At 65.4% G+C, this 17948-nt stretch carries 15 protein-coding genes; 1 reads left to right on the top strand and 14 read right to left on the bottom strand.

Translation table 11 applies throughout. The features are described 5' to 3' along the window. From ACQP2U_RS34190 to ACQP2U_RS34165, 6 genes are all read right to left on the bottom strand, one after another. On the bottom strand, positions 1–339 hold the full coding sequence (locus ACQP2U_RS34190) for a TfoX/Sxy family protein (protein WP_433711277.1): 339 nt from the start codon (positions 337–339) through the stop codon (positions 1–3). 47 nt (positions 340–386) lie between these two features. Further along, positions 387–1373, bottom strand: a complete 987-nt coding sequence (locus ACQP2U_RS34185) for an alpha/beta hydrolase (protein WP_433711276.1) — start codon at positions 1371–1373, stop codon at positions 387–389. A gap of 185 nt (positions 1374–1558) precedes the next feature. Next, entirely contained in the window at positions 1559–2299 is a 741-nt protein-coding gene (narI, locus tag ACQP2U_RS34180) for a respiratory nitrate reductase subunit gamma (protein ID WP_433711275.1), read from the bottom strand. After that, positions 2296–2976, bottom strand: a complete 681-nt coding sequence (gene narJ / locus ACQP2U_RS34175; RefSeq protein WP_433716667.1) for a nitrate reductase molybdenum cofactor assembly chaperone — start codon at positions 2974–2976, stop codon at positions 2296–2298. The genes narI and narJ overlap by 4 nt, the downstream gene beginning before the upstream one ends. A 25-nt stretch (positions 2977–3001) precedes the next feature. Next, positions 3002–4747, bottom strand: coding sequence for a nitrate reductase subunit beta (narH, locus tag ACQP2U_RS34170; RefSeq protein ID WP_433711274.1), 1746 nt, complete (start codon positions 4745–4747; stop codon positions 3002–3004). Position 4748: 1 nt separating this feature from the next. Further along, on the bottom strand, positions 4749–8528 hold the full coding sequence (locus tag ACQP2U_RS34165; RefSeq protein WP_433711273.1) for a nitrate reductase subunit alpha: 3780 nt from the start codon (positions 8526–8528) through the stop codon (positions 4749–4751). Between the two features lie 975 nt (positions 8529–9503). On the opposite strand from ACQP2U_RS34165, the gene ACQP2U_RS34160 reads away from it, so the two are divergent. Then, positions 9504–10259: a helix-turn-helix domain-containing protein gene (locus tag ACQP2U_RS34160; RefSeq protein WP_433711272.1), complete on the top strand. Its 756-nt coding sequence runs from the start codon at positions 9504–9506 to the stop codon at positions 10257–10259. 55 nt (positions 10260–10314) lie between these two features. On the opposite strand, the gene mtnC is transcribed toward ACQP2U_RS34160, so the two are convergent. The 8 genes from mtnC to ACQP2U_RS34120 all read right to left on the bottom strand — a co-directional run bounded on the left by mtnC (position 10315) and on the right by ACQP2U_RS34120 (position 17948). Beyond that, entirely contained in the window at positions 10315–10998 is a 684-nt protein-coding gene (mtnC, locus tag ACQP2U_RS34155; RefSeq protein WP_433711271.1) for an acireductone synthase, read from the bottom strand. Then, on the bottom strand, positions 10995–11570 hold the full coding sequence (locus tag ACQP2U_RS34150) for a 1,2-dihydroxy-3-keto-5-methylthiopentene dioxygenase (protein WP_433711269.1): 576 nt from the start codon (positions 11568–11570) through the stop codon (positions 10995–10997). The genes mtnC and ACQP2U_RS34150 overlap by 4 nt, the downstream gene beginning before the upstream one ends. Next, a complete protein-coding gene (gene mtnA / locus ACQP2U_RS34145) occupies positions 11567–13234 on the bottom strand; it encodes an S-methyl-5-thioribose-1-phosphate isomerase (RefSeq protein ID WP_433711268.1) in 1668 nt (555 codons plus the stop codon). Before mtnA ends, ACQP2U_RS34150 begins: the two co-directional genes overlap by 4 nt. Positions 13235–13927: 693 nt before the next feature. Beyond that, on the bottom strand, positions 13928–14119 hold the full coding sequence (locus tag ACQP2U_RS34140; RefSeq protein ID WP_397035242.1) for a hypothetical protein: 192 nt from the start codon (positions 14117–14119) through the stop codon (positions 13928–13930). A gap of 92 nt (positions 14120–14211) precedes the next feature. Beyond that, positions 14212–15987 (bottom strand): NTP transferase domain-containing protein, encoded by a 1776-nt coding sequence (locus tag ACQP2U_RS34135; RefSeq protein ID WP_433711267.1) that lies wholly within the window; start codon positions 15985–15987, stop codon positions 14212–14214. 96 nt (positions 15988–16083) lie between these two features. After that, a complete protein-coding gene (locus ACQP2U_RS34130; protein ID WP_433711266.1) occupies positions 16084–16827 on the bottom strand; it encodes a VOC family protein in 744 nt (247 codons plus the stop codon). A 39-nt stretch (positions 16828–16866) separates the two neighbouring features. Then, positions 16867–17163 (bottom strand): MGMT family protein, encoded by a 297-nt coding sequence (locus tag ACQP2U_RS34125; RefSeq protein WP_397035239.1) that lies wholly within the window; start codon positions 17161–17163, stop codon positions 16867–16869. Then, on the bottom strand, positions 17163–17948 hold the full coding sequence (locus tag ACQP2U_RS34120; RefSeq protein WP_433711264.1) for an alpha/beta fold hydrolase: 786 nt from the start codon (positions 17946–17948) through the stop codon (positions 17163–17165). Before ACQP2U_RS34120 ends, ACQP2U_RS34125 begins: the two co-directional genes overlap by 1 nt.

Raw genomic sequence — 17948 nt, 5'->3', positions numbered from 1 at the left:
CTACTTCTCCTTCGGCGGAAGCGAACGCGCATAGCTGACGCCGCGGTCGACCCATTCATCGAGCGCCGCGTCATCGGCGACGGCCGCGCCGTCGACCCGCAGCCAGTTGTTCATTTCGCGGCCGCCCATGACCATCGTGCCGACGTGTTCGCGGGCGAGCAGGATGGTGCTCTCCTCCGGGTCGACGCGGACGAGCAGACCACCCTTCGAACTCGCCGCGACCGCCATATTGCCGTTGATCAGGAAGGCGAGACCGCCGAACATCTTCTTCTCGCTCACCTCGGGCGTCGGGTCGATCAGCTCCCGTATCCGATCGGCGAGCACCTTGTCATATGCCATACCGCATTGTCGACCAGGGCACCGACAAGTTCGTCACGAAGCGTTCGCTACGCATCCAGAGCGGCGGCGAACAGCGGCCAGGACTGGTGCACGTCGTCCTGCCAGTACGCCCAAGCGTGGGTGCCACCCGGACGCATATTCACGGTGGCGGGGATACCCGCCGCGGCCAGCCGGTCCACGAAGGGACGGGTGCAGCCATCGATGACGGTCTCCATGACACCGCCGACCATCATGCGATCGAGCAGGCGGATCGGATTACCGTCGATGCCGCCATCGCCGAGGTTTTCGTGCGGTCCGGGTGCGCCAGTGCCCGACGAGACGTAGAGCGCCGAGCCGCGCAGGCGGTCGACGTGCAGCATGGGATCGTTTTCGGCCCAGGCCGGATTGTCCGGGGCGCCCCACATGTTGTCCGCATTCGCGCCGAAGACCGCGAGTTCGGCGTGCACATAGGCATTGCTGGCGGGATCGCTGGTGCGTGGGCAGCCGCTGTAGGCACCCACCGCCTGATACCGGCCGGGTGCGTTGATGGCCAGATTCAGTGCCGAGGTCGCCGACATCGACACGCCCGCGATGGCGTTGCGTCCGGTCATACCGAACCGCGAATCCAGCAGCGGCGGCAGTTCCTGGGTCAGGAAGGTCGTCCATTTATTGCGGCCGAGCACCGGATCGTCGTTGAGCCAATCGGTGTAGTAGCTCGCGCGCCCACCCATCGGCACGATCACATTGACGTTCTTATCCGCGAAGAAATCCGCGACATCCGTGCGGCGCGTCCATGGGCCGCCGTCCTCGCCGCCGTCGACCGCATTGAGCAGATAGAACGCGGGCGCACCCGAACCGGGGTGCGACATCCACAGCGTGATGGGCCGATTCATCGCCGCCGAATGGACCACCACCTCGAACTGTCGCCCGCCCAGCGGCCGGACATCGAGAATTTGGGGGCCGGGATCGGCTCCGGCGGTTACGGGGACGGACGCGGCGCAGACCGCCAATAGGGAAACCAGGCATCGCATAAGGGAGTGCGGCGAGCGAATCATCGGCACAGCGGAGCGTGGCGAGCGAACCATTGGCACAGGCCGGTACATGGGTCGATTCCTATCACGGCAGCTCGAGCGTCCTCGGTATTCGCCGGGCGTGTTTGCTCACAAATAACACGGCCCCGCCCTCCCGATGAGAGAGGACGGGGCCGCGGGGCATCGGGTGAGAGGACCCGAACTCGGGGTCAGCGCCAGGTTTCGGGCGTGACGGGGGCATCCCAGGCGCGCGCGTAGCGGCGCTTGTCGGGGGCGTTGGATTCCTTGGCGCGGTACACGATGTACGGCCGGGTCAGGTAGCCGAGCGGCGCGCTGAACATGTGGACCAGCCGGGTGTAGGGCCAGATGGCGATGAGGGTCAGCACGACGAGACCGTGCAACTGGAAGGTCCACGGCGTGCCGACCATCAGCTCGGGCTCGGGATGGACGGTGAAAAGGCTACGGAACCACGGGGATACGGTCTCGCGGTAGTTGTACGTACCCCACAGCAGGTTGCTACCCCAGGTGTTCAGCAGACCGGTGACCAGCGCGGCGGCCAGCAGCACATACATGAGCTGGTCATTGCGGGTGGTGGCCTTGCGCACGGCCGCAACGGTGATTCGGCGGTAGAGCAGGATGCCGACACCGAGAATGACCGCGAGTCCGGCGACCGAACCCGCCGCGACCGCGACCACGTGGTAGGTGTGCTCGGAGATGCCAACAGCGTCGGTCCAGGATTCCGGAATCAGCACACCGAGTACATGGCCACCGATGACACCGAGCATGCCGAAGTGGAACAGCGGGCTGCCCAGCCGCAGCAGTCGGCTCTCATAGATCTGGGAAGACCGTGTGGTCCAGCCGAATTGGTCATTGCGGTAGCGCCATAGGTGGCCGAGCACGAACGAGGTGAAGGCCACGTAGGGCAGCGTCATCCAGAAGGCGGTGGTCATCGGCGGGCTTCCGATCCGTCGAACAGCGATGGGTCCATGGCGAAGGGGTCGAGGCCGACCTCTTCCTCGGGCGGTCCCTGGGCGGCGAGTTCGGCGATGCGCCGCCGGTCGGCGGTGGTCAGCGGCGGCAGGGTGGCAACGACGGCCGCCAGCACCGCGGCGTACGGGGATCCGTTGTCCACCAGGGAGAGTCGCAGTAGTTCGATCACCGGAACGTGTTCGCCGAGTAGGCGTTCACCGCCGATCGGGTCGACGGTCGCGGCGAACTCCAGTAGCACCGGCAGGTGGTCGGGCAACTCCTCGTCACCGAGTTCGACACCGGCGTGCCGGTAGGCGTGTTTGAACCGCAACAGCGCCATACCGCGTTTGCGGGTGTCGCCGTAGGCATAGAACGTCAGGTGCATGCTGGAGCGGCGGCGCAGGTCGAAGGTCTCGACGTACTGCTGGGCCAGCGTAATCGGCGGGGTAGCGCGTAGATGGTGGATGAATTCCAACAGCGGCGCGCCCACCACATCGGGCAATTGCGTTGCGGCATCATCGATCTGATCCACGGTCGCCAACATCTGCTCGCTCGGATAGTCGAGCAGCAGCGCGGCGATTCGCCATACCAGGCGGCAATCGCGCTCGGATAGCTGAGCGACGGGCTGGGGCCTGCGGCGCACCTTCAGCAGTGCCATCATGCGCCTCCGGGTGTCAGCGGATTCATTTGCTCGCTCCGGTCGGCGTCGGCGTGACGGAACCGTTTGTAGCGCCATTCGTGGTCGGTCCCGAACCATTGGTGGCCGAGCCATTGGTGGCCGCAGCGATTTTCGCCGAACCATCGGCGTCGTGCCCCTTGGCCCCATTGCCATTGTGCGCGCTGGGCAGCAGACCATCGGTGCTGCGCCCATCCCAGTTCAACAGATTGATCCGGTTCGACTTCGCCTCCGGCGCAGCGCCATTGGTGTCGGTCAGATGGAACTTCTCCACCATTGTGTCGAATGCCGTCATACCCGGCCCGCCGTCGGTATCCAGGCTGCATCCGGTCGCCAGCGAATCCAGTTCGTGCGCCTGTGAAGTAGCGCCGTGCGGAATTACGTACCGGTGTTCATATTTCGCGATGGCAAGCAGTCGGTACATCGCCTCGATCTCCTCCGGCTCCAACCGCACCGACGGCGCGATCGACGGATCTGGCTCGATACCGAGATTCACCGACCGCATGAACGACCGCATGGCCGCCAGCCGTTGCAGCGACGCTCGCACGGGCCCGATCTCACCTGCGGTGAACAATTCGGCCAGGTATTCGACTGGAATGCGCAATGCGTCGATGGCGCCGAACAGATTCGACGCATCTTCGGCATCATGGCCGGTTTCGGAGAGCACATCCACCACCGGTGACAGCGGCGGCACGTACCAAACCATCGGCATGGTCCGGTATTCCGGATGTAGCGGCAGCGCGATCTGGTAATCGACGATCAACTTGTAGACCGGCGAAGTCTGCGCGGCCTCGATCCACTCCGGCGATATCCCGGCCCGTTCGGCCTCCGCGATCACCCGCGGGTCATGCGGATTGAGGAACACCCCGAGCTGCGAGGGGTACAGGTCCTTGGTTTCGGTGACCGAGGCCGCCGCCTCCACGGCATCCGCGTCGTACAGCATGACGCCGATATAGCGCAGCCGACCGACGCAGGTCTCCGAACACACCGTCGGAATACCGACTTCCACGCGCGGATAGCAAAACGTGCATTTCTCCGCCTTGCCCGTTTTGTGGTTGAAGTAGATCTTCTTGTACGGGCAGCCGCTGACGCACTGTCGCCAGCCACGGCATTTGTCCTGGTCGACCAGCACAATGCCATCCTCGGACCGCTTATAGATCGCACCCGACGGGCACGAGGCCACACACGACGGATTGAGGCAGTGCTCGCAGATCCGCGGCAGGTAGAACATGAAGGTCTGTTCGAACTCCAGCTTCACCTGATCCGACAGCTTGGCCAGCAGCGGGTCCTTACCGACCTGTTCCGGTCCCGAGCCGAGGTCGTCATCCCAGTTGGCGCCCCAGGTGATCTTCGTGTCCTGGCCGGTGATCAGCGATTTCGGCCGCGCGACCGGACTGGTGTCCATGGCGGGCGCGGACAGCAGGTTGTCGTAGTCGTAGCTCCACGGCTCGTAGTAGTCCGAAACCGTGGGCAGATCCGGATTGGCGAAAATATTGAGCAGGCGCTTCAGGCGCGACCCCGACTTCAGGGTCAGCTTGCCGCGCTTATTGAGCGTCCAGCCGCCCTTCCACTTCTCCTGGTCCTGGTACTGCCGTGGATAACCCTGTCCCGGACGGGTTTCCACATTGTTGAACCACATGTATTCGGTGCCACCGCGGTTGGTCCACGCCTGCTTGCAGGTGACGCTGCAGGTGTGACACCCGATGCACTTGTCCAGGTTCATCACCATGGCCATTTGTGCCATGACACGCATGTCAGTACTCCACTTCCTGCGAGCGCCGCCGAATGGTGGTCACTTCGTCGCGCTGATTTCCGGTGGGGCCGTGGTAATTCAGTGCGAAGGACTGCTGCGCATAACCGCCGATGAGATGCGATGGCTTGATCATGATGCGGGTCAGCGCGTTGTGGATGCCGCCGCGCTTACCCTTGCCCGGTTGCTTATCCGGTGCGCCCCAATCGAATCCGCCGGGAGCACCCTCGATGCGCGGCACGTCCACCGCCCGGTCCTGGGCGTGATACATGAATACCGTGCCCTCCGGCATCCGGTGGCTGACGATGGCTCGCGCGACGACCACACCGTTCCGGTTGACCGCCTCGATCCAATCGTTGTCCGACACACCGATTTTCGCGGCGTCCCTATCCGACATCCAGATCGACTGCCCGCCGCGCGAGAGCGTCAGCATGTGCAGGTTGTCCTGGTACGCCGAGTGGATGGACCACTTGGAATGCGGGGTCAGGTACCGAACGGTGACGCCGTTGTCACCGACGGACCCCACCCCTGGCTCACTGAACAGCGCGCTCATATCGAGCGGCGGCCGGAAGACCGGCAGCTGCTCGCCGAGTTCGGCCATCCAGTCGTGATCGAGGTAGAAGTGCTGGCGCCCGGTCAGGGTGTGCCATGGCTTGAGTCGTTCGGTATTGATGGTGAACGGCGAATACCGTCGTCCACCGGTCTCGCTACCCGACCATTCCGGTGAGGTGATCACCGGTACCGGTCGGGATTGGGTGTCGGCGAACGTGATTCGCTTACCCTCGTGCTCGGCGGCGAGATCTGCCAACTCGGTGCCGGTGCGCCGCTCCAGCGCCTGGAAACCCTCGACCGCGAGCCTGCCGTTGGTGGTTCCCGACAGCGCGAGAATCGCCTCGGCCGCATGCGTGTCCTTGGCCAGCGACGGACGTCCCTGGGCCACGCCGGAAACCGCGGTGCCGTTCACCCCGGCTAGGTAGGCCACCTCTTCATTCGGATGCGTGGTGACGCCCTTGGTGGTGACGCCGAGCGTATCGATCAGCGGTCCGAGCGCGGCCATCTTCTCCGCGAGCTTCGGATAGTCCCGCTCGACCACGACCAGCTTCGGCATGGTCTTACCCGGAATCGGCTCGCACTCACCGGCTTTCCAGTCCAGTACGCGTCCACCAGCCTGCGCCAGCGCGTCCGGCGAATCGTGCTGCAGCGGTACCGCGACGATATCTTTGCGCTTGCCCAGATGCTTCTCGGCCATCCAGGAGAATCCGCGCGCGATCCGATGGAACGCGTCGAAGTCCGTCTTGGCCTCCCATGGCGGGGAGATGGCGGGGGAGAAGGCGTGCACGAACGGGTGCATATCGGTGGAGGACAGATCGTGCTTCTCGTACCAGGTGGCGGCGGGGAGCACGATATCGGAGAACAGTGTGGTGCTGGTCATCCGGAAGTCCAGCGACAAAAGCAGATCCAGTTTTCCGCTCGGTGCTTCCTCGCGCCAGACCAACTCCTGCGGCCGCACACCCGCGGCATCGGTGGTCTGCAGATTGGAGTCCGCGCCGAGCAGGTGCTTGTGGAAGTATTCGTTGCCCTTACCGGAGGAGCCGAGCAGATTCGCCCGCCACACGGTCAGGCAGCGCGGAAAGTTCTCCGGCGCATCGGGATCCTCACAGGCGAAGCGCAGATCACCGGATTTCAGCCCGTCCACCACATGTTCGGGTGCGGTCTTGCCAGCGGCCTCGGCCTCGTCCACCAGGTCCAGCGGGTTGCGGTCGAAGGTCGGATAGCTCGGCATCCAGCCGAGACGGCTGGCCAGCGCGATATTGTCCGCGGCGGTACGGCCCGCGAATTTCCCGGTGCTCAGCGGTGAGGCGAAGGACTGCGCGGTGAACGGGTCGTAGCGCCACTGGTCATTGCTGAGGTACCAGAACACCGTGCCCTGCATCTGCCGCGGCGGTCGCTGCCAGTCCAGTCCGAAAGCCAGGGTGGACCAACCGGTTACCGGACGGCACTTCTCCTGGCCGACGTAATGCGCCCAACCGCCGCCATTGACGCCCTGACAGCCGGTGAGCAGGGTCAGTGTGAAGAAGGAACGGTAGATCTGGTCGGAGTGGAACCAGTGATTGGTGCCCGCACCCATCAGGATCATCGACCGTCCGCCGGATTTATCGGCGTTATCGGCGAATTCACGGGCGATCCGCTGTGCCTGTGCGGCCGGTACGCCGGTAATGGCTTCCTGCCAGGCCGGGGTGTATGGCTCCGCGGCATCGTCGTAGCCGGTCGGCCAGGTGCCGGGCAGTCCGTCGCGTCCGACGCCGTACTGCGCGAGCAGCAGATCGAACACCGTAGTGACTCGCTTACCCGCGACGGTGATCGTCGGAACGCCGCGCACGAGCACGCCCGCGGTATCGGTATCGAAGCGCGGCAGCTGCACCGCGACCGGGCGCTGATCGGCGCGGTCGTACAGGGTCAGCAGCGGATCGACGCCCTCGAGATCCAGATTCCACTTGCCAGCATCACCCTCGGTGAAGCGATGTCCGAGTGAACCATTGGGCACCACCGGATTGCCCTGCGCATCGAGCAGCACCATCTTGTGCTCGGCGGTTTCGTCGGTGTGGCCGAGATCGGCGGCGGTGAGGAATTTGCCGGGCAGCGCACCGTCGTGGTGGTAGTTGCCATTGGCGTCCCAGCCCTCCGGATCGTCGAGGCACACCAGGAACGGCAGGTCGGTGTAGCGCTTGACGTAGTCGAGGAATCGGGGCGTGCTGCGCTCGACGAAGAATTCCTCGAGGATCACGTGGCCCATCGACATGGCAAGGGCCGCATCGGTTCCCGGCCGCGCGGGCACCCATTCATCGGCGAACTTAGTGTTGTCGGCGTAGTCGGGCGAGACCACCACGACCTTCTGCCCGCGGTAGCGTGCCTCGGTCATGTAGTGCGCATCCGGGGTTCGGGTCACCGGGACATTCGAACCCCACATGATGAGGTAGCCCGCGTCGAACCAGTCGGCTGATTCCGGCACATCGGTCTGATCGCCGAATACCTGCGGGGAGGCCACCGGGAGGTCGGCGTACCAGTCGTAGAACGACAGCATCGAGCCGCCGAGCAGCGAAATGAACCGTGCGCCGACGGCATGGCTCACCATCGACATGGCCGGAATCGGAGAGAATCCGGCCACCCGGTCGGGCCCGTACTTCTTGATCGTGTGCACGTGTGCGGCGGCCGCGATTTCGGCGGCCTCCCACCATTCCGCGCGCACGAATCCACCCTTACCGCGAGCGGACTTGTAGCTCTTGGCCTTCTCCGGATCCTCGACGACCGCTTCCCAGGCCAGCACCGGATCCTTGAGCCGCTCCTTCGCCTCGCGGTACAGCTCGAGCAGCACACCGCGGACATACGGATAGCGCACCCGCGCGGGGGAGTAGGTGTACCAGGAGAAGGACGCGCCACGCGGGCAGCCGCGCGGTTCGTATTCGGGCTTATCCGCGCCTACCGAGGGATAGTCCGTCTGCTGGGACTCCCAGGTGATCACGCCGTCCTTGACGTAGATCTTCCAGGAGCAGGACCCGGTGCAGTTGACGCCGTGCGTGGAGCGCACCACCTTGTCGTGCGACCAGCGATCCCGATAGAACTCATCGGCACTGCGTCCGCCCACCTGGTGCAGGCTGCGCTGATCCGCCGAGACCTCGCCCCGGTGGAAATATTTGCCGAGACGCAGCAGTGCGTCACTTGCGTCGCTGGATTGCCGATCGGCCGAATCGGAGGACGCGGAAGCCTGAGTGCGCGAATTAACCACGACGCCCCCTTCGAGCTGTGAAATCGGGCTGTTGCACCGACTGTAAGGAGGTCGCGACGCACGTCCAAACGAATCTCTCACAGCCCGCAGCGGTTGATCGTGAGGTGTGAGGTCGACGCAACGTGGCGGTCACCGCGCGATTGCCGTGAAATGCCGAAGACATCGATGTGACCAGGGCGGATCCGCTCTGACCGGCCGAAATGCGGCTTGCGGATAGTGTTTCGGGGACTAGCCGGTGATGCTTTGGAAACCACCGGTTCTCAGGCGGTTTACATTTGTTAACACATCCGGCGAGGGCTCGTGAGGCCGATTCCACACCCACGCACGGTGTTCGAATCGGTGCGCGCACAGCCATTCTTCGGCCTGCTGATCCATTCGCTGTCGGTTTGCCGACAGTTTCGGCGATGGGTACCTCGCCCAATTATTCTTCGACGCATGGAGTGATTCGAGGGCGCCATCGGGTACCGCAGAGGCGGCGATGCGTAGGTCGCGGTGCCCCCGCGGCGCTCAGGGTGGTCGTCGCATCCCGCTTCACTCGAGTCCGTCCCCAGCCAGGCATCCCGCCCGGTGTGCCCCATCGAAAGCGGCCGAGCCAGCGCCGTGTGCGGATAACCGGCCCCGTCCCGCTGCTCGCCGAGCGTAGTCATATGGCGGTCGAATGGGAGTGGGGGCGACCAGCGTCCGACTGCGTTCGTCGGAACCCTCCGAACCAAGGCTCGATACGGCAGAAGCTATCTGGACGCGGTACCAGCTTTGCGGGGTGCGGCGTGAATGTTATTGGTGCCCTGGGGTATTCGCGCTTGGGTGTGTCGACAGGCACGGGGAGGCCGGTCGGGAAATTGGAGCAAACACGTCGTTTAATATTGGATCGGCTCGCCTTCTGTGCAGACTGCCAACTTTGTTGATACATCTACAGTTTCATGGGAGTGTATTGCTGTGCCAAGCAGGTCGACCGATGGCGGCGATGGGGCTCGAGTGCGCCCGCCAACGTTCGGGGGCGAGTTGCGCAGACTGCGCGACGATCGACGCATTTCTCGGGAAAAGCTGGCCTTCGCCGCGGGCGTGAGCACCAGCTATATCACCCACCTGGAGGGCGGCGACCGGGAACATCCCACCAGGACGGTGGTGAATGCGCTGGTCGGATATCTGGATCGGATCGTGCCGCTCACCGATGCCGAACGCAGACTGTTTTTCGATCTGGCCGGATTGGGCGTGGACCGATTCCCCTCCGTAGTCGAACTGCGCAATGAGATCGGCGCGGATATGCGCGATGGACTGCGCCTGCACGAGCCGAATGCGGCGGGCTATGTCGATACCCGGTGGAATGTCCTGTCCTGTAATGACTCCTACGCGGCAGCCTTTCCCGGTCTGGTCGACGATGTCAATGTACTGCGCTGGTTTTTCGGCAATGAGCTGTCCAAACAGGTGATGGTCGAATGGGAGCGTGAGGCCGCGCTCACCGTCGACTGGCTGCGCGGACTGATCGGTCAGTCCGGCGATACCGCCTGGTCCATCGAATTCCTCGACGAACTCGGCGCGTATCCGGACTTCCGCAGAATGTGGGCCGCGGGCGGCACCACCTACGGTCGGGATCGGCCCATGCATCTGCGCGATCTGGGCTCCAGGGAGTGCCATCGCCTCGATGTCCAACTGTTCCGGGTGGATTCGGGCAATCATCCCGGGAGGATCCAATTCTTCCTCGGCATTCCGAGCCGGTGTGCCAGTCACTGACCGGCACGGCCGCGTAGGCACGGCCCACCCCTGACTCGCACGGCAGGCGAATAGCTCAGGGCAGCGTCAGTTCCGCGAACGAGGAGATCCAATGATGCGGCGGACGCGCGGGATTCGGTTCACCGGGCCGGTGGACACCGGTCACCGACCAGCCCGCGGTGACAGCGGCATCGAGTTCGTCAGGATGGTCGGACAGGAACCGGATGCGATCGGCGGGGGTGCCGATGGCGCTGGCGATCTTTTCGTAGGAGGCTGGTTCGCGTTTCGGTCCCGCGCTGGCCAAGTCGAAGTAGCCGCTGATCAGTGCGGCAAGATCGCCGCCACGGGCGAAGGTGAACCAATCCTGTTGGTTGCGTACCGATCCCGAGGAGTAGACGAACAGGCGAAGACCAGCGACGTGCCAGGCGGCGAGGGCGGGCGCGACATCCGGGAAGAACTGCCCGTGCAGCGCGCCGTTGCGGAACCCCTCGGCGCAGATGATGCCCTGCGCGGCCTTGAGCGGTTCGGCCTTCACATCGGAGCCGAGCCAGTCGCGCAAGATCGCGGCGACCTCGTCGGTATCGGCATCGGGGCGGCCGGCGAGTTCGCGGGTCGCCGCGATAATGGGAGCAGCCGCAGCCGTGCGGTTTTCGGCCAGCCATTCGGGCAGGCGGGCGCGTGTGTAGCCATAGAGGTCCTCGCGCACCGAACTGGTCGGGCTGGTGGTGCCCTCGATATCGATGACGACGGTGGCGATCACGGGGCCGTCAGCAGCTGATCGAGGGTCGGGAAACCCGAGCTGATCGGGTCACCGGTGAAATCGCCGACCCAGCCGTCTTCCTCCTCGAAGAAGCGGATGGCGATGAAATCGGGCCGAGTGCCCATATCGAACCAGTGCAGGGTGCCCGCCGGGACCGAAAGCAGATCGCCGCCTTCGCATACCGCCGCCACGACCTCGGCACCGAGATGCAGATAAAAGCAGCCGCGTCCGGCCGCGAAGAACCGCACCTCGTCCTCGGCGTGCCGATGCTCGTTCAGGAACTTCGCCCGCGCGCCCTCGGCGATCTGCGGCCATTCCGGATTCGCGTCGTCCGGATGGATGCGGGCGATATCGATATGCTTGTAGCGGCCGGAGGCATTCAGTTCGGCCACCCGGTTGTCGTATTCGGCGAGCAATTCGTCCGACGCGGTCTCGGTCGCATTGACCAGCACCGGCCAGCGGTCGAAAGTGAAACCGCGGGCGGCCAATTCGGCTCCGATCACCCCATCATCGGTGGTGCGCAGCAGTACCTTGTCGGCATCGTCGGCGGCCATAACCTGCAACAGCGTCATGATGTCAGTCCAATCTCGAGGATCTCGTCCGGATTGCGCGCGGCAAAGGCCTGCCGACGGCCGGTACGGGTTACCAGTTCGCACAGGGCCTCGAGGCATTCGGCGCGATCGCGTGCCTGGGAGAGATTGTCTCCCCATGTCGTGATCCCATGACCCGCGATCGCCAATACCGGTGCAGCGGTGGGGTTTTCGAGCAGGTAAGCTTCGATATCCGCGCCGATGCGCGCGACGTCGGGCCAGTTCGGGAAGACGGGCAGGTCGAGGACGGTCGCAGAGGTGCCGTCCGGCTCCTTGGCCACCAGGCCTTTGATGAGTTCGTAGTCGGTGATCCGCAGGGTGGTCAGTGCGTCGGAGGAGCCGAACCGCGTCGCGGTGGTCGTCGCGTAGGGCGGATGAATGTGGACGACGGCTGTGGCACCGGTTGTCCGGTACACCGCGCTGTGAATTGTGGTCTCCGCCGAAGGCTTACGCTGCTGATTCGGCGTCGGCATGGAATCGGCGATGCGGACGGTCACCATATCCGCACTGGTCAATTCGCCCTTGGAGAAACCGCTGCCGGTGATCACCGCGGTATCGCCGGTGCGCACCGAGATATTGCCCGCCGTGCCCGGCATCCAGCCCCGCTCGTACAACTCGCGGGCGATATCGGCGATGGCCGCACCTTCGGTATCGGCGCCGTACACGACACCCAGCTCGGTGACGACCGCTGTCACCAACTCCGCGGGTGTCACATCGAAGGCCGGGTTGAAAACCTCGGTACCGACGGGAGCCGTTGTGACACCGCCGAATCCGGTGACCTCGGCCGCGGCCCGCTGTTCGACGACGATATCCGCACCGGTCGCCATCTTCGGATCACGCGTCGACTCCGGCGCGACCACGATGAACGGAATGCCATGGTGGTTGGCCGCGATAGCGAGCCCGTAGGTGCCGATCTTGTTCGCGACATCGCCATTGGCGGTCACCCGGTCCGCGCCGACCAGCACGCAGTCGACCTGACCGGTCGCCATCGCCCAGGCGGCGGCGGAATCGATGGTGAGCCGATGCGGTATGCCCGCCTCGGCCAGCTCCCAGGCCGTCAGCCGGCCACCCTGCAGTAGCGGCCGCGTCTCATCGACCAGGACGTTCTCGATCGCACCGCGCTCGGACAGCACCCGCATAGCCCCGATCGCGGTGCCGAAGACGCTGGTCGCCAGCCGCCCCGTGTTGCAATGTGTGAGCACCCGCAGCGGTCGGTCCGGACACAGCCGCTGCACGAGATCGGCGGCATGGGTGGCGGCCGCCCGATTGACCCGCCCATCCTCGGCCAGCATGGCCAGGGTTTCGGCGAGTACCGCATCCGCACCGAGCGGCACCTTGGCCAGCACCCGGTGCACCGCCCAAGCCAGATTGACGGCGGTGGGCCGGGCGTCGGCGATTCGCGCGGCATCCGCCTCAGCACGCGCCACATCGACGACACCATCGGTGGTATGCGCGGCGGTGGCGATGACCACCCCGAAGGCACCGGCGATACCGATCGCGGGGGCACCGCGGATGGCCAGTGTCTTGATCGCATCGATTACCTGGTCGACCGTGCTGAGCCGCAGCTCGCGCACCTCATGCGGCAGTTCGCGCTGGTCGATGGTGACCAGCGCACCATCGTCCCAAATCAGGGAACTGTCGTTCATCAGGTGCGTCCTTCGCTTCGTGCGGAGTCGGGTGTTGCCCCTGGTCAACGGTATCGGACGGGCGTTGCCGCCGAAAATCCGCGTCGCCCTGACATCCGGGTCATTCCGCGATGAACTCCGCCTCGCGTTCCACCGCCTCGATCCCTCGATCGTCTGGTCCTGAACGCTGACCGCACGGTGGGTCGGCAGTCAATCTCGCCAGTATCGAGGACACCGGTCACGACCACGCGGTGGTCCGCCAGTTCGCCGACCCCATGGTGGTCCTACGCGCGGGTGCCGTCGTCGAAACCGGACCCGTCGCCGAGGTATACGCATCCCCTCGGGCCGACTACACACGCCGCCTCCTGGAAGCAGTCGCCCGTCGCATCCCTGACCGCCCGGCGCCACTCCGTCTCGGCGCCTGACATCCGGCTCAACGGGCGAGTCGAAAAATGATTGCTTATGTGCTGGAATCGTCATTCGACGAATAGCACGCATAATTTCCGCGTGCAAAAGGCAACCCGCCGGGGCATGCCCATCGGCGGCAAAATTCGAACCAGGCGTGACGCGTTCGAAAGGATTAAGGATCGACCGGCCGGAACATATTGCCGTGAATAGTTTTCCAACGGCTCCGAACCCGACACCGGGAAACGAGACGAGCCACGCACAACCGGGCCGCCGGCTCACGCTGAGGAACCGGCGGCCCGTTTCAGATCAGTGCTGTCCGGTTCGGCGCTGGTCAGCGCCTCGCCGCTCTGAACCCTGGCCTCGCTGATCGCCTTCCATGCGATCGCGATCGCTGGTCTGGCCGGATCGGTTCATGCCCTGGTCCTGGCGCTGCTGTTGCTGCTGCCGTTCCATCTGCTTGGGCATTTTCTTAGGCGTTTTCTTCGACTTTTCAGCCATCTCCACTCGGTCCTTTCCGAAGTGATGTTGTATTCGCCTAACCATCACACAATAGCGAGCGGACATCAGCAGTGGAAGAAGAAATCGATTCTTTACACCCGGAGCGGGAGGAATTCGACGAGGTCGTCGTCGGTGGCCCCGGCGGGGACGACGACCAGGCCGTCACGGTCGATAAGGCCGCCCAGATGGGTGGTGCGGATCTGCGGATCGCCCAGCCAACCGCCGTAGGGGGCGAGTCGTGCCGGGACCATGCGGGTGGCGGGTCCGGAGATCGCGCTCGCATTGCGCAGCGGCCCGATCAACGGTCGCGAGGGATGGCTTCCGGTTCGACCCTCGACGAGCGCGGGTGAGAGCGCCATCAGCACGGCAACAGCCGCGAAGGGATTTCCCGGCAGACCGAGAACGGTTGTACCGCTGGATAATTCGGCGACTACAGTGGAGCCGCCCGGACGCAATTTCAAGCGGTGCACCAGGATTCGGGCCTCGGCACGGGCGATCGCCCCGCGCAACTGGTCCGCCGCGCCACCGCCCGTCGCGCCGACGATCACCAGTAGATCGCAATCGTGCGCCGCACCGAGCACCTCGTCGAAGCCGCGCGGAGTATCGCGCAGGTGCACCCGATCGATCGCCCGAATTCCATACCAGGACAGCACATCCGGCAGGATCGGCCCGATCGAGTCGCGGGTCTGGCCGGTCTGCAGCGGGCCGGTGCTGCGGATCTCGTCGCCGGTCATGATGATGCGGGCCCGCACCGGGCCGCGTACCACCGCATCGGTCACCTCCACACTGGCGGCGGCGGAAATCAGCCCAGCCGTGACCGGTGTGCCCGCTGGAGCGATGAGATCGCCGGGGGCGCGGTCCTCGCCGCGGCGGCGGATATCGTCGCGCAGCGGGGAATCCTCATGTTGGTACAGCATTTCGTCATGCTCGATCCGCGCGAATTCGTCACGCAGCACCCGCGTGGTGCCGTCGGGCACATGTGCTCCGGTGGCGATCCGCACCGCTTCACCGGGCAACAGCCCGACCGGTCGCCGACCGCCCGCGAAGCCGATATCGCGCCGCAAACGCCACGGTCCGTCACCGGCTACCGCGTATCCGTCCATCGCGGAGACATCGAAGCGCGGCAGTGATGCGACCGCTGTCAGCGGTGCGGCGAGCGCGGCGCCGCGCACGGAACCCAATTCGGCACGATACTCGGTGAGTCGAGAGATATTGGCGCGCAGGACATCCCGTGCCTCGTCGAGTGGCAGCGGCGTTGCCGAAACCGCAGCTTGCGGTGCGGGTCGAGTCGCACCGGTGTCCCAAGCCATCCTGGCCCTTTGCACCTGCTCCTCGGTATCGCAATCGGCGATACCCGCCATGGTGACGGTAGCCGTATCCGGCGGGATCAGCGCCTTCATCGGCTGATTGATCAGCGAATCCAGCCGGTCCAACGCGGCCGCCAGCGCCGTCCGTCGCCACACGCCGATCAGGTACTGCGGTCGACCGGATTCGTCGGCCGCGAAGACCGCATCCGCGCCGGATTCGGAGCCGTGCCGAATCAACTCGGTCACTGTCGCCTGCGACAGGAACGGCAGATCCGCCGCGAGCACCACCACCAGCGGGGCGGGCGCCGGGCCGAGCGCGCGCAATCCGGCTCCCACCGCGGCGACCGGACCCGAACCCGGTGGTACCTCCCGCACCTGCACGATCCGCGCGTCCAATTCCGGCCGATGCGGTCCGACCACCACGGTCCGCGGACACCGTGCCACAGCGGCCAAGGCCGCATCGAGCATGGATCGACCGCCGATCACGATGGCGGGCTTATCGACGCCCCCCATGCGGCTGGCGCGTCCGCCCGCGAGCACGATCGCGTCTGCGGCGGTCACCGGTTAGTGCCTGGCGCGAGAGAGGGCATGGCCGACATGCTAATTCGTCGGGTGTACAGATCCGGGGAGGGCGGTCGGGTTCCAGCGGTCGAAGGACTAGACCGTCGAATAGTCCTGGGCCGGTCGGCGCAGGCAGAACTCATTCGTCTCCGGATCGGCGAGCACCACCTCGGGCGCACCATCCGCGTCGTCGACCGGGGTCGCGCCCGCGGCACGTAATCGGGCGACCTCGGTGGCCGGATCGTCGGTGGGGAAGGGCGCCAGGTCCAGGCGCAGTCGATTGCGGCCGCACTTCACATCAGGCGTATGGACGAACTCCAGCCAGGAACCGAGCCCCGTCGCCGAGCGCAGTCCGGCCACCCGCGCGCCGCCGTAGGCGATCGGCCAGCCGGAGGCGGTGCACCAGAACTCGGCCAGCCGCGCCGGATCGTGCGTATCGATCACGATGGCGGCGACCGCACCGGTATCCACATACTCCTCGCGCGGCTCCAGCACGCAGAACTCGTTGCCCTCCGGATCAGCGAGCACCACCCACGGCACCACGCCCTGCCCGATATCGACATGACGTGCGCCGAGTGCCAATGCGCGGTCCACCTGCACCTGCTGATGGTCGAGCGAGCGACTGGCCAGATCCAAATGCAACCGGTTCTTGCTGTCCTTCGCGCGTGCCGCTGGCAGGAAGGTCAGGGCTAGGTCGAGGCCGTCCGGATCGGGTGCCGCCACATCGACCTCGTCGGGGCGGTCGAGCGTCACCGTCCAGCCGAGCAACTCGGCCCAGAAGTCCGCGACGAACCGGGGCCGGTCGGCATCGAAGACGACACACACCAGGCGGGTGGACATATTTCAACGTTAACCGCCGATGGAGGGCGGCGGGGCCGTTTACGGGAGCCGGAAACGCGCGGCGCGCAGGTCCACTCGGCCCTCGCGGATCGGCACGCCCTCGGCGGCCAGCAGGCGCAACTGACGATCGGCCAGATGCGCGGCGGGCTTACCGCCCGCACCGATCACCCGATGCCATGGCAGATCGGCGGAGTCGGTGCGCATGATCCAGCCGACCGTGCGCGGGGTGGACAATCCCGCCGCCGCGGCGATATCACCGTAGGTGACGACCCGGCCCGGCGGCACGGTCGCGACCAGCGCGCGCACCCGCTCGACCTCGGCGTCGGTGGTGGGCATTACAGAACCGATCGGATCAGTGCCGCGGTCTCGGCCGGACGAGCCTGGGCGACCATATGGTCGCAGTCCCATTCGAGCACGGTCAGATCGTCGCCCATATGCGTGGTGAGGGCGGCGCGGAACTCCGGGGTGACGAAGGGCGGCATCACCTTCATGGCCTGCACCAGGATCGTCGGCAGGTCACTGGGTGGCAGCACATAGTGCCTGGCCAGCTGACCCCAGTAGGAGTTGATGGCGGGCAGGCTGATCCGCCAGCCGACCCGGCCGTCGGCGGTCGGCATCAGATGTTCGATGAGTTCGGCATCGAGCAGGCGTGGCTCCACCTCGCCCCAGCCGGTCGCGATCTTGTCCTGGCGGGCATGCTCGACCGTGTCGTAGTCCGGTGAGGCCAGGCTGGACAGTGCGATATCCATCAGGCGCTCGGCCTCCAGCGCGATCGCCGAATCGAGCAGAATCAGCTTGCGCACCAGATGCGGATGGTGATGCACCAGATGCAGGGCACAGGCGCCGCCGAAGGAGTGCGCGACGACGACCACCGGTTCGTCGGTCTCCGCGTTGAGCAGTTCGACCAGATCCTCGACGATGGTCTCGAAGTTCCACGGCGGCAACGCGGTCGAGCGACCGTGTCCGCGCAGGTCGGGAGCGATCAGCCGGACATCGGGCAGATGTCGGGTGGCGAGATCCTCCCAGCGTTTGCCGTGGCCGGTGACACCGTGCAGGGCCAGGACTTTCGGGCCGTCGTCAGGCCCGAACCGGTACACATTGAGAGGCGGCACAGGTCTCAT

It is taken from the genome of Nocardia sp. CA-084685 (assembly GCF_050955785.1).
Taxonomy (GTDB): domain Bacteria; phylum Actinomycetota; class Actinomycetes; order Mycobacteriales; family Mycobacteriaceae; genus Nocardia.
The sequence above is the reverse complement of the archived record's forward strand: the minus strand, read 5'-3'. Positions and strand labels throughout refer to the sequence as shown.

Bases quoted from the DNA above. Each gene is read 5' to 3' on its own strand.
- ACQP2U_RS34190 (WP_433711277.1), bottom strand. From the start codon at position 339: ATGGCATATGACAAGGTGCTCGCCGATCGGATACGGGAGCTGATCGAC.
- ACQP2U_RS34185 (WP_433711276.1), bottom strand. From the start codon at position 1,373: ATGATTCGCTCGCCGCACTCCCTTATGCGATGCCTGGTTTCCCTATTG.
- ACQP2U_RS34120 (WP_433711264.1), bottom strand. From the start codon at position 17,948: ATGAGACCTGTGCCGCCTCTCAATGTGTACCGGTTCGGGCCTGACGAC.
- ACQP2U_RS34130 (WP_433711266.1), bottom strand. From the start codon at position 16,827: ATGTCCACCCGCCTGGTGTGTGTCGTCTTCGATGCCGACCGGCCCCGG.
- mtnA (WP_433711268.1), bottom strand. From the start codon at position 13,234: ATGAACGACAGTTCCCTGATTTGGGACGATGGTGCGCTGGTCACCATC.
- ACQP2U_RS34125 (WP_397035239.1), bottom strand. From the start codon at position 17,163: ATGCCCACCACCGACGCCGAGGTCGAGCGGGTGCGCGCGCTGGTCGCG.
- narI (WP_433711275.1), bottom strand. From the start codon at position 2,299: ATGACCACCGCCTTCTGGATGACGCTGCCCTACGTGGCCTTCACCTCG.
- ACQP2U_RS34150 (WP_433711269.1), bottom strand. From the start codon at position 11,570: ATGACGCTGTTGCAGGTTATGGCCGCCGACGATGCCGACAAGGTACTG.
- ACQP2U_RS34140 (WP_397035242.1), bottom strand. From the start codon at position 14,119: ATGGCTGAAAAGTCGAAGAAAACGCCTAAGAAAATGCCCAAGCAGATG.
- narH (WP_433711274.1), bottom strand. From the start codon at position 4,747: ATGCGTGTCATGGCACAAATGGCCATGGTGATGAACCTGGACAAGTGC.
- narJ (WP_433716667.1), bottom strand. From the start codon at position 2,976: ATGGCACTGCTGAAGGTGCGCCGCAGGCCCCAGCCCGTCGCTCAGCTA.